This window comes from Alkalicoccus chagannorensis DSM 18086, assembly GCF_000429725.1.
Lineage (GTDB): Bacteria > Bacillota > Bacilli > Bacillales > Salisediminibacteriaceae > Alkalicoccus > Alkalicoccus chagannorensis.
In genome coordinates, this window is the sequence record NZ_AUCK01000008.1 from 129,695 (window position 1) to 141,745 (window position 12,051).

At 50.6% G+C, this 12,051-nt stretch carries 14 protein-coding genes; all 14 read left to right on the forward strand.

Features of this window, described 5'->3' with window-relative positions; translation table 11 throughout:
- Nucleotides 1–93 precede the first annotated feature (93 nt).
- The 14 genes from G477_RS0107095 to G477_RS0107160 all read left to right on the forward strand — a co-directional run bounded on the left by G477_RS0107095 (nt 94) and on the right by G477_RS0107160 (nt 12,029).
- The gene (locus tag G477_RS0107095; RefSeq protein WP_026697353.1) at nt 94–1,785 is read left to right on the forward strand and encodes a methyl-accepting chemotaxis protein; all 1,692 of its coding nucleotides are present in this window, start codon (nt 94–96) and stop codon (nt 1,783–1,785) included.
- Nucleotides 1,786–1,810: 25 nt separating this feature from the next.
- Nucleotides 1,811–2,008, forward strand: coding sequence for a hypothetical protein (locus tag G477_RS21165; protein ID WP_156897303.1), 198 nt, complete (start codon nt 1,811–1,813; stop codon nt 2,006–2,008).
- 263 nt (nt 2,009–2,271) lie between these two features.
- The gene (locus G477_RS0107100; RefSeq protein ID WP_026697354.1) at nt 2,272–3,681 is read left to right on the forward strand and encodes a sugar ABC transporter substrate-binding protein; all 1,410 of its coding nucleotides are present in this window, start codon (nt 2,272–2,274) and stop codon (nt 3,679–3,681) included.
- Nucleotides 3,682–3,754: 73 nt separating this feature from the next.
- A complete protein-coding gene (locus G477_RS0107105) occupies nt 3,755–5,065 on the forward strand; it encodes a sugar ABC transporter permease (RefSeq protein WP_051287777.1) in 1,311 nt (436 codons plus the stop codon).
- A gap of 23 nt (nt 5,066–5,088) precedes the next feature.
- Nucleotides 5,089–5,931, forward strand: a complete 843-nt coding sequence (locus G477_RS0107110) for a sugar ABC transporter permease (protein WP_026697356.1) — start codon at nt 5,089–5,091, stop codon at nt 5,929–5,931.
- Nucleotides 5,932–6,198: 267 nt separating this feature from the next.
- Nucleotides 6,199–7,257, forward strand: coding sequence for a LacI family DNA-binding transcriptional regulator (locus G477_RS0107115; protein ID WP_026697357.1), 1,059 nt, complete (start codon nt 6,199–6,201; stop codon nt 7,255–7,257).
- Nucleotides 7,258–7,851: 594 nt separating this feature from the next.
- Nucleotides 7,852–8,235 carry a rhodanese-like domain-containing protein gene (locus G477_RS0107125; RefSeq protein ID WP_026697359.1) on the forward strand — a complete coding sequence of 128 codons (384 nt, stop codon included), beginning with the start codon at nt 7,852–7,854 and terminating at the stop codon, nt 8,233–8,235.
- Between the two features lie 314 nt (nt 8,236–8,549).
- Nucleotides 8,550–8,720: a lmo0937 family membrane protein gene (locus G477_RS21170; RefSeq protein WP_245575419.1), complete on the forward strand. Its 171-nt coding sequence runs from the start codon at nt 8,550–8,552 to the stop codon at nt 8,718–8,720.
- A 56-nt stretch (nt 8,721–8,776) separates the two neighbouring features.
- A complete protein-coding gene (locus tag G477_RS18990; protein ID WP_035211466.1) occupies nt 8,777–9,049 on the forward strand; it encodes a hypothetical protein in 273 nt (90 codons plus the stop codon).
- A gap of 94 nt (nt 9,050–9,143) precedes the next feature.
- A complete protein-coding gene (gene dhaK, locus G477_RS0107140) occupies nt 9,144–10,139 on the forward strand; it encodes a dihydroxyacetone kinase subunit DhaK (protein WP_026697360.1) in 996 nt (331 codons plus the stop codon).
- A gap of 50 nt (nt 10,140–10,189) precedes the next feature.
- Complete coding sequence (dhaL, locus tag G477_RS0107145) at nt 10,190–10,807, forward strand: dihydroxyacetone kinase subunit DhaL (RefSeq protein ID WP_051287779.1); 618 nt, start codon at nt 10,190–10,192, stop codon at nt 10,805–10,807.
- Entirely contained in the window at nt 10,804–11,190 is a 387-nt protein-coding gene (gene dhaM, locus G477_RS0107150; RefSeq protein ID WP_026697362.1) for a dihydroxyacetone kinase phosphoryl donor subunit DhaM, read from the forward strand. Before dhaL ends, dhaM begins: the two co-directional genes overlap by 4 nt.
- Nucleotides 11,191–11,270: 80 nt before the next feature.
- Nucleotides 11,271–11,690 (forward strand): BsuPI-related putative proteinase inhibitor, encoded by a 420-nt coding sequence (locus tag G477_RS18995; RefSeq protein WP_035211469.1) that lies wholly within the window; start codon nt 11,271–11,273, stop codon nt 11,688–11,690.
- Between the two features lie 69 nt (nt 11,691–11,759).
- Nucleotides 11,760–12,029: a NifU N-terminal domain-containing protein gene (locus G477_RS0107160; protein WP_026697363.1), complete on the forward strand. Its 270-nt coding sequence runs from the start codon at nt 11,760–11,762 to the stop codon at nt 12,027–12,029.
- Nucleotides 12,030–12,051 lie beyond the last annotated feature (22 nt).

Genomic DNA, 12,051 nt, shown 5'->3' on the forward strand with positions numbered 1-12,051 from the left:
TGATATAATTTCCTCGAAGCGCAAACGGTTGTCCTTCTTTGCCGTAGACGGACGTTCCGCAGACAAAGCTTTGCGCAAGCAGGGGGGATGGGAATGAATGGGAAGAAAAACAAGTATGCTCTGAGTATGGCAGGGAAATTATACATACTGACGGCTGCAATCACCGCTGTCTGTGTTCTGACCGGCGGGTTTATCTACTATTATACGCAGCAGGTGCAGCAGGAGCATGCTGCAGCTGATGAGACAGCTGCTTTTCAGCAGGATTACAATCAGCTTGTAAACACGATCAATGACCTTAGTCTTGTGCAGATGCAGTTGACGTCCGGCGGCTATTCAGAAGACTTGATCGAGGAAATGGAGGGAATGCTTGAAAGTGGAGAGACGCTTCTCGAGGGGCTATCAACTGAAGTGCCGGCAGACAGTGAAACTGCTCATTTTCTCGCCTTTCTGGAAGAGCCGCTGGATACTTATGCCCGTCATTATGAAGAGCATTTTTCTTCTGTCTTCGTAGGTGAAGAGGCTGAACAGATCGAATCCAGGATCATGCCGGGAATAACAAGAATGCAGGAACAGCTGTCCAATGCAGATGAGCGGATGCAGAGCACAATAGAGTCCGATCGGGAGGCAGCTGCCTCGTCACTCGAGACAGCGCTGCAGACAGCGGAATTCATTGTTCTGGCAGGCCTGGCCCTCCTGCTTCTGCTTCCGCTGACGGCGCTTCTTTTGTTTGCAAGGAGCTTTAAACGAGGAACGGCGCATGTGATGAAGCGGATTCACGCGTATAAGCAGAGTCAGTTTGCATTCGAGCAGGCAGCAAGGAAAGATGAGTTCGGCCGTATCGACGAGGAACTGGAACAGATGGGAAGGCGGATTGCCGAGCATCAGCATCATGAATCGAGTGTCGGCATGGAAGTAGCACATGCCTCCGATACGCTCTCTCATATGGCTGACGATCAAGGGCGTGCTGTCGTCCAGATGAACGCATTGACGACGGACCTGGAAACGAGCCTCAGCCAACAGGTAGACCATACAGCTTCTATATCCGCCGTATCTGAAGAGGTATCTGCCGGCGCACAGGAAATTGATAGTTCGATTCAGCAGATGACCCATAAAATGGACCACCTGCGGCACCGTTCCCGGGAAGGGAGCGTCATGATGCATCAGGTGAGCGAGTCTGCAGCCGATTTGACTGCCGAAGCGAAAGCTGCAGCTGAAAAAGGGAGAGCAGCGGAGCAGCAGATGGGGCAGATGCAGGACTTCCTGGCCGGCATTGACACCATTACCGATCAGACGAACCTGCTTGCTATCAATGCGTCCATTGAAGCTGCTAAAGCGGGAGCAGCGGGCAGGGGCTTTGCTGTGGTGGCAGAAGAGATTCGAAAGCTTTCTAATGATACCAACAGCTTTTCCCAGCGGATACGGGAATCCTTGTCAGCGGCGGTCGGCGGTATCCGGGAGACAGCCGAGGTATTCTCTGCTTTTGAGGAGAAAATGGAAGTGACGCAGAAAAAAACGGAGGAGGCATCGGACGTTTTTAAAGAAATGGACGAAGAACACACTATCATCGGGAGAAACCAGCAGGATATATCCGCTTCTGTGGAACAGATTAACCAATCGATCGAAGAAGTAGTCCAGGCCGTGACGTCCCTGGCAGACAGTGCTGTAGAGCTGCAGAGAAAAAGCAGCAGCGTGGATCAGCACACAGCCGGACAGCAGAAAAGTCAGGAACAGCTGATGATGGAAGTGAAAAGACTGCGGGGCATCCTCGACGCTTCGACTGCATAGGAGAAGATCGGCATGGGAGAAAGCGTTGGATGAACGCACGTCTGCGCGGGCCATCCCTGACTGCAGCTGGTCGCATGACCAACAATGTATGGAGATAAAACGATGTACGCTGCACCGTGCTGTTGATGAGAAGAACGGCATCAGGGCCTTGGCAGTGCGCCGCATCGACTTTGTTGGAACATTGGTGCATACGGTTGCGGAAAGGAATATCAAGGAAAAATAAAAAAAGGGTTGTGTTTTAATAAAGCCCATAGTATATTATAAACATAAGCGATGCAAACGGTTTCACCTTGTTTTCACCAAGGGCGCCTTTGCATCAAAGCTTCAGGTGCAAACGGTTGTCTCTTTTGCGCTTCCAACGTGAAAAGAGAAAAGAGCAGCATAACCGGGTTTCTATTTTTTTGTCTTCATTGTGCAAACGATTCCGGAAAACGCTGTCATAACGGTGCACCGTTAATACATTATTCTTGAGGGGGAAAAGTAGTAATGAAAAGAAGCAGATCACTCATGTACACGCTCGGAATGGTACCAGTTATGTCGCTTGCGCTGATGGCGTGCGGCAATGATAACAACGCAGAGGAAAATGGTAACGACGGCGGAGCCGATAATAATGGTGGCAATGTCGAAGTGAACGACAACAACGACAACATGAATAATAACGTCGAGAACGGCAATGATAATAACAACGCAGACAACGACGCGGACAACGATGACGGAAACGACGCTGACGGAAATGCAGCGGACGACCCGGACGCACCGGAACAGCCGGAAGAATTGACGATGTGGGTGAACGACGAGGACAATCAGCTTGGTGCTTATGAAGACATCGTAGCTAATTTTGAAGATGAATACGGCATTGAAGTCAGCATCACTCCATACGACATGCTGGACCAGACAGAAGGGATGTCACTGGACGGTCCGTCCGGCCAAGGACCAGATCTTTTCTTCCAGCCGCATGACCGTCTCGGAGATGTCACGCTTCAAGGACTCGCAGCAGAGCTCGATCTGACGGACGACCAGCAGTCACGGCTTGATGGATACAACGAAGAAGCAGTCACCTCCTTCAGTTTTGAAGGAACGCAGTACGGGATTCCTGCAGTTGTTGAAACCTATGCCCTCTTCTACAACGAGGATCTTGTAGATGAAGCTCCACAAACAATGGACGACTTGAATGAGATTGCAGAAGACCTTACAGACGGAGACCAGTACGGCTTCCTGATGAATGCAACAGACTTCTATTTCGCTTATCCGTTCCTAACGGCCCCGGGCGGGTACGTATTTGAACAGGACGAGGATGGCGTGTACGACACATCTGACATCGGCCTGAACACGGATGGAGCAGTAGAAGGTGCTGAGATGATTCAATCTTGGTTTGAGAACGACTACATGCCTTCCGGCGTCGATGGTGACATTGTTGATGGCCTCTTTACTGACGGTGACGTAGGTGTTGTTGTGAACGGTCCTTGGGCGATTCCGGACTATGAAGACGCTCTTGGTGACAGCCTCGGTGCAGCACCGCTGCCGGAGATTGACGGCGAACAGCTGAGCTCGTTCTCTGGAAACAAAGGCTGGCTCGTAAACAACTACTCCGAAGAGCAGTACTGGGCGACAGAACTGGCACTCTTCATTACTAACGAAGAGAGCTCTGAACACTACTTTGAAGAAGCAGGCGAGCTGCCGGCACACCCTGAAGTAGATGTGGATGACGAATTCTTTGAGCCGATTTTCGAGCAGACAGAATACGCGGAGCCGATGCCGAACATTCCAGAAATGTCGCAGGTTTGGGATCCGATCGCAGATGCGCTCGAATTCATTTCACAGGGAGATGACCCTCAAGAAGTACTGGATGAAGCTGTCCAGCAGATCGAGGACGAAATCTCTATCATGCAACAATAATCTGCTGAAATAAGTAGGGGATTGGGGCCCGCCCCAATCCCTGCTATTTTCAGACAATCGGGAGGAAGCATGTATGGCTGCAAATAATCAACACGACAGCGGAATGAAGCTTGTCAATCCAAAACATAATCCGACTGTAGCTGCGCTGCTGTCCATCATCCCTGGTCTGGGGCAGGGTTACAATAAGCGGTTTGTGAAAGGTGCTGCCTTATTCATTCTCTTTGCTGCTTTTGTCTTCGCCTTTATCGACTTTCTGTCCGAAGGCCTCCAGGGACTGGTCACGCTGGGCGTGGAGCAGGGACAGGACGATTCGCGGGTATTTATCAGTAACGGGATCCTGGCCGTGATCCTGCTTACTTTCTTCATCGGGTTTTACGCGATGAACATACGCGATGCTTTTAAAGACGCAAAGAGAATTCAATTAGGCTGGCAGGTGCCGAATATTCGGGAAGGATTTAAAAACGCGTGGGATACTGGTTTTCCTTACTTAATCATTGGACCGGGCTTTATCCTTCTGGTATTCGTTGTTATTTTCCCGCTCCTGTTCATGGTGACCCTGGCTTTTACGAACTATAACTTATATAACGCACCACCAGGGAATCTGCTTGAATGGGTCGGCTTCAGTAATTTCGCAGCGCTTTTCTCCATCGAGGAATGGCGCACAACCTTTATCAATGTCCTTTCCTGGACGCTCGTCTGGACGTTTGTGGCTACGACGCTTCAGATTGCTCTGGCTCTGTTTCTTGCAACGATCGTCAATGATCCGCGCATTAAATTCAAAAAGCTGATCCGTACCGTTTTCATCCTGCCTTGGGCCGTACCGGCATTCACGACGATCATCATTTTTTCCGCCATGTTTAATGATAACTTTGGTGTTATCAACACAGGGCTGATCGCGCCACTGTTTGGAGATGGTGTCCCATGGATGACCGATGCGACGTACACAAGAATCGCCATTATCATGATTCAGGTGTGGCTTGGTTTCCCTTTTGTTTACGCACTGTTCACGGGTGTTCTGCAGAGTATTTCCTCTGACTGGTACGAAGCTGCTGATATCGATGGAGCAAGCCGCGTGCAGAAGTTCCGCCACATTACGTTCCCGCACGTGATGTTTGCGACAGGCCCGCTGCTGATCATGCAGTATTCCTTTAACTTCAACAACTTTAACATCATTTATTTATTCAACCAGGGTGGTCCGGCTGTCAGAGGACAGACCGCAGGGGGAACCGACATTCTGATCTCCTGGATTTATGGTCTGACATTTGAGAATCAGCAGTTCAGTATGGCTGCTGCGATATCGATTATACTCGGGCTTCTGGTCGCCGGCTTTGCATTCTTCATGTTCCGCCGCTCCAGATCCTTCAAAGAGGAGGGGACTTTCTAATGGCAGCTTCCAATCGAAAGCCTATGGATAAAAAGAAAAAAGAACGCCTAGAACTGCTTGGCAGCTACACTGTTATTGCCATTATGTTCGTCATTATTCTCTACCCGCTTGCCTGGGCACTCGGCCTGTCTCTGAACGCAGGTACGAGCCTTTACGGCTCTGCGTTCATTCCTCAGGAGCCGACGCTCGAGCACTACCGCTGGTTGTTCTTTGACGAACGCAGTGATTACCTGATCTGGTATCGGAACACGCTCATTGTTGCTTTCTCTGTTACCGTGATCGCGACCTTTATTACCGGATTGACGGCGTATGCCTTCTCCCGCTACCGCTTTGTCGGACGGAAGAACGGGCTCTATGCCTTCCTTCTACTGCAGATGTTCCCGGTTCTGATGGCCATGGTGGCGCTCTACATCCTGCTGAATACGGTAGGGCTGCTGGATAACCTTATTGGTCTGATTCTCGTCTATATCGGTTTTGCTATACCAATGAACGCCTTTCTTGTAAAAGGGTACTTTGACACGATCCCTCGGGAGCTTGATGAATCGGCGAAAATTGACGGCGCAGGTCATCTGCGGATTTTCTTCCAGATCATGCTGCCGCTGGCGAAGCCGATCCTGGCTGTTGTGGCACTGTTCAACTTCATGGCTCCGTTCATGGACTTTATCCTTCCGCGGATTGTGCTGCGGAGTCCGGAGAACTTCACACTGGCACTGGGTTTATTCAACTTCGTCAACGATGAATTTTCCAACAACTTCACCCGCTTCGCCGCAGGAGCAATTCTGGTTGCGGTACCGATTGCCGTCGTCTATCTCTTCCTGCAGCGGTACTTGATCTCAGGACTGACTGCCGGTGCGACAAAAGGATAATGGACATCGATCAGGGAAGGGGCCTCCCTTCCCTTTTCTGTACTTCTTAAGAAAGATGTCATAGCAGCGTGAAGGCGGCTCTGCGCTTTTGTGTTAAGCAGCGGTCCTTGGACGTGAGCCGCAGTCGATGAAGCGGAGTTGACAGGAAGGTTGTACAAGAAAGAAATGATTGTCGTTTTCCACAGATGGGAATAGTCACGTATAATGAAAGCACGAGAGTCTTTATACAAGGCGGCTGTTGAGCCGGAGAGAAGGGATGTGCACATGATGACAGTAACCATTAAAGATGTAGCCAGGGCAGCCAAGGTCGCACCATCAACCGTCTCCCGTGTGATCTCCGACAGCCCGAGAATCAGCGAGAGAACGAAAGAAAAAGTGAGAGAGGCGATGCAGGAGCTGGGATATCATCCGAACTTCAATGCCCGCAGCCTGGCCAATCAATCCACGAAAACCATCGGCGTCGTCATGCCGAATTCGGCGAACAAAACGTTCCAGAACCCATTTTTCCCTGAGGTCATCCGGGGGATCAGTACCAAGGCGCATCAGCTGGAGTACGGGTTATATCTTTCCACGGGACAGTCGGAAGAAGAAATTTTTGAAGAAGTACAGCACATGGTGCAGGGAAAGAGAGTGGACGGGATTATCCTGCTGTATTCCAAAGCGGATGATCAGGTGATGAAGTACCTGCATGAGCAGGACTTCCCCTTTACCGTTATCGGAAGACCTTACGATGAGACGCTTCAAAACGTTACTTACGTCAACAACGATAACTTCAAAGCGGCGAAAACGGTGACGGAGTATCTGCTCCTTTTAGGTCATAAGCGGATCGCTTTTATCGGTGGTAATCTGGAGAATGTTGTCACGATTGACCACATGGAAGGGTACCACCGCGCCTTGAAAAATGCAGGTATGGAACCGAACAACGATTTCATTGTTTTCCACGAAGAGCTGCAGGAAGGCGGTCAGGAAGCCGTCATTGATTTGATGAGCTTGAACGAACGACCGACGGCGATGATTGTCGCGGATGATATCATGACGTTCGGTGTGATGAGGATGCTGAGTGAAATGGAGATCCATGTTCCTGATGACATTTCCATCATCAGCTTTAACAACGTGATGATCTCGGAACTGTCAGCTCCACCGATGACGACAGTGGATATCAACATATACAGCCTGGGATACGAAGCTGCTAATCTGCTCATCGATAAAATTCTTCATCCCGGAGCGGAAGCGAAAAAAATGCTGATTCCGCACAAGCTCATGAAGCGGGAAACGTGCCGCCGGATTGCATCTGCACAGAGAGCAGCCTCTGAAAAATCAGTGTAGAGTGCTTCATGGTCCGAAGGTGGCCTCACCTGCTGGACAAATGGCACGACTGCCCTGAAAGAGAACGGTGTCAGAAGGAGCGGACTTCTGGCACTGTTTTTTTGGGTAATGAGAAGGCACACGTTTTCATCGAGAGGGACGGCGGCTTCGTGTGCTGCGAGAGGCTGGGACAACATCGTTCTCCGGCACGTAAATGACGCTTTCGATGACCCATGTGGGGTCGTCGAGAGCATTTTGTTTGTAAGAAACGACGGCGAATCTGTCTCAAGGCAGGGAACGTTGGTTCTAAAATAAAGGTTAGGGCAGCGGTTCATGTCTGTCGCATCTTTTCTTTCGTTTCAGGCGGACGCCTGCCAATGGGCGCTCCCTTCAACGATCTCCGCGCTGCGAGGAGGATGTTCGGACGGTGCTTGACCCCTCTCGCGTCGACGCGCTCCCTCCTGAGAAGGTTTCGTTTTTGTTTTTGCTTTTCGATACCAGCAAGCAATCCGTAATAAAGATGCAGCAGCAAGGGCTGCCGCACGACTCGGAGAGTTTACGGAGGGCCGGAAATAAGGTAAAATGGAATAAGTATTCTTATGGAGGTGCTCGGAAATGAGTCACGAAGTAGATGGTATAACACAGATAAATACAGAGGAACTGAAGAATATTCTTCAACAGCCTGGTGAGAACCAGGTCATTATCGATGTACGTGAACCTGAGGAATATGAAGCGCGCCACATTCCCGGTGTGCCGCTCGTACCGATGATGACACTGCCTCAGCTGACGGAGGGCCTAGATAAAGAGAAAGAGTATATTTTCGTCTGCCGTAGAGGGAACAGATCCCATAAAGTATCGCAGTTTTTAAAAGGCCAGGGATACAGCAATGTCATTAACTACGAAGGTGGAATGACAGACTGGGACGGGGAAGACGTGGCCGGACCGGAAAGCCAGCTCAAGACGGTCGATGAGCTGAAGGGCTGGACGCCTTCCCGATAGAAACAACCGGAGCTGGTGCAGGCTCTGTTCCAGCTGAGCACAGGGAGGCTGGGACAATATAGTTCTCCAGCACGTAAAAAACGCTTTCGATGATTCGATTTGGATCGTCGAAAGCGTTTTGTTTGTACTAGGATAAGAAAGCATCCCTGTATCCTCTCGTGAAATGGAGTACTCCCATGTTCTGAAGGGTCTGACTAGAAGACGCGTAAGGCTACAGAAGAAAAAATAATGGGAAACCACGTTTCAGCATTTCAAATTCAGGCAATAGTCTATATAGAACGGCACATCCCAGATCCGCATCAGGATACAAAGTGATGAACCGCACGAAAGGAGTCGATGCTATGCTTTGGACGATTGTAGCTATTCTGCTGATTATGTGGCTGTTTGGATTCAGCATTGATCTCGGCGGCGGGCTAATACACACCCTGCTCGTCATCGCTCTAGTGGTTGCTATTGTCAACCTCATTATCGGCAGACGCCCCTGAATGAACTGACTCTGATAGAAAGGTGGTGAACGTGGACAAAAAAGGGTCCACTTATTATGGCTAAATGGATTATCACAACACTCGCCGCTGCAGGAATCGCAGCAGCCGGATACTTTTACGGAAAAGAAGAGAATCGTGAGAAAGTCAATCACTACGCACAGCGAGCATTGGCGGAAATCAAAGGTGATACGAAAGAAGATAACAAAGACGACTTTTATGAAAAGGTCGGTTATTCTGATCCGGAAGATCTTGAGGATAACTCCATGGTTGATGAAGGAGCAACGTTCTCAGTCAACTACTACAACCAAAGAATCAAGGACAATGAGTAGACGTGTCCTTCAGCCATCCTAGTTCAGGATGGCTTTTCCGTCGTAAGATATGACATTTTTTCCTTTTTAAATCAAAATATAGGAGGATACAAAAGTGAAAAAACTTATAAATAATGCCTCAGAAGTCGTTAATGAGATGCTGGACGGCATGGTGCTTTCCCACCCGAACGAGCTGCGGAGGCTTGACGGAACGACAGTCCTCGTAAGAAAAGATGCTCCCGTGCAGGGGAAGCCGGCAATCATCAGTGGAGGAGGAAGCGGTCATGAACCTGCCCACGCTGGGTTTGTCGGCAGAGGGATGCTCGATGCAGCAGTATCCGGTGAGGTGTTCACTTCGCCGACTCCCGATCAAGTATTTGAGGCAGTCAAGGCCGTAGACGGAGGCAGCGGCGTCTTCCTCGTCATTAAAAACTATACCGGCGATGTCATGAACTTTGAAATGGCAGCGGAGATGGCCGAAGCAGAAGGAATTGACGTCAAATACGTTGTCGTGAATGACGATGTCGCCGTAGAAGACAGCTCCTTTACAAGCGGCAGAAGGGGGATTGCGGGGACGGTCCTGGTCCACAAAATTCTAGGTGCTATGGCAGAAGAAGGGGCTTCTCTGGGGGAGATAGCAGAAGAAGCGGAGAAACTCGTCAAAGACATCAAATCGATGGGGATGTCCCTGACGCCATGTATCGTTCCGGAGGCGGGAAAGCCGGGCTTCACCCTGGCGGATGATGAAATGGAAATCGGAACAGGCATTCACGGAGAGCCTGGGGTGGAGCGGACCGGGCTGTTATCCGCGGATGAAACGGCAGCGGCACTGCTGGAGAAAATCGAACAGGACATGAAGCTGGAGCCGGACATGGACGTTCTGCTGCTCATCAACGGCCTCGGGGCCACTCCGCTGATGGAACAATACATTATCAGCCGAGCCGTCCATCATCTGCTGAAAGACAAAGGGGTGAAAGTGACTGAAACGATCGTCGGAGAATGGATGACCTCCCTCGAGATGGCGGGTGTCTCTGTCACGCTGCTGAAAATGAACGAAGACCGTCAACGATGGATCGCCGCTGCAGCGGATACAACCGCGTTTAAAAGGTAGCGGGAATGCCTGAAGCCGATGCATAAACAGAAGCACAAGGGGGAGATTATGTGAATCAACAAGATGCTGTGAACTGGATATTGTCTTTTCAAAAGAAAATCGAGAGTTCAAAAGAGTATTTGACGGACCTGGATCAGGCAGTCGGTGATGGGGATCACGGGATTAACATGAACCGTGGTCTGCAGCATGCCGCCGGTGTCCTGCACGAGAAAACATTTGAGACTCCCGGAGACGTTCTGAAAGCTGTTTCCACCGCTTTTATTAGTAAAGTAGGCGGGGCTTCGGGCCCGTTGTACGGATCAGCTATGCTGAAAGCGAGCGGCTCCTGTGGAGGGAAAGAAACTTTGGAGGACGAGGACGTGAAAGCAATGCTTCGTGCTGCGGCAGACGCTGTTCAGGCCCGAGGCAGGGCGGAACGTGGGGAAAAAACGATGTATGATGTGTGGGAAGCGGTTGTCAGAGCAGCAGAAGAAAAAGAGGACATTGACTGGCAGCACGTCAGGATGAAAACAGCAGAAGCGGCCGACGCCACCAAAGAGATGCAGGCGAAAAAGGGCCGGGCTGCCTACCTCGGTGCCCGTTCGATCGGCCATCTGGATCCGGGATCTGTCTCTACGAGAATGTTGATTGAAAGCCTGGCAGAAGTGCTGGAAAGCGGTGACTCATGACGAAAATCCTGCTCGTCTCCCACAGTGAGAAGCTTGCAGAAGGACTGAAAGAACTGCTGCAGCAGATGCAGCCTGATGTTGATATCGAAGCCGCCGCCGGCGACAGTGGAGGCATCGGTACGGATCCCGATACAATAAGCACAAAGCTCCAGGCCTGGAAAGAGGAAGAAATTGTCGTGCTATTTGATCTCGGCAGCGCATGGATGAACACCGATCTTGCTGCTGAAATGAGCGGCATGGAGGAGCAGGTCACGATTGCGGATGCGGCGTTTGTAGAAGGCGCTCTGGCAGCCGTAATGGAAGCGGGCTTCGGCAGTTCAGCTGCTCGGGTGAAAGCAGCAGCCGAAGCGGCAGGGAGTCAGAAGAAGAGACCCGAAGCATAGACAGCGAAGCAGCCTCACTCCTGCGTCAGTCAGGCTGGAGGCTCTTCGTTTTATGAAGAAATCAGGAGAGGAGGTTCCCAATGCGCGCTGCGCCGATGCTCATTCTGCTTTTCGTGATGTCAGCCTGTTCCCGTGCAGATGAGGCACCGGAGGCATATGTCACGGTGGATGTGCAGGAAGCGGAAGAGGCCCTCGTGGTGATGGTCACATTGGAGAACATTGGAGAGGATCCTATCCGCCTTGATTTCCGCGATGGACAGATGCTTGATTTCCACATCGTCAATGCCGGGCAAGAGGTAATCTATTCATACGGAGACGACCGGATGTTCACACAGGCGCTGGAAACCGTGTTGTTACAGCCTGGCGAAACGAAGGAATTCAGAGAAGAAGCAGGCGTTTCTGTCGAGGAGGCAGCGGAGATTCAGGTGAGCATTCCTGCAGAGACGACGGAAGGGGTGGAAGCAGAAGCGCTGCGTACGACAAAAGAGCTGACATTCTGAATCCTTTTCATTTATCCCGCAGGCATGATAAAATACGAAAAGATGTAGATACTAAGGAGGTCATTGTTCATGGCAGTAGAAGTGAGAGCAGACGCAACACCAAACCCGAACGCAATGAAATTTACGGCAAACCAGGTGCTTTTTGAAGGATCCGGCAGTGCTTCGTTCAAAAGCGCGGAGGAAACGGATCACCCGCTGGCAAAAGAGCTGCTACAGCTCGAAGGGGTCGATAACATCTTCGGCTTTCAAGACTTTGTTACGGTCAACAAGCTTCCGGATGCCGAGTGGGATGATCTCCTGCCGAAAGTCGAGGAGACATTCACAAAAGTATACGATTGATGATCAAAATTCCGCAGCGGGT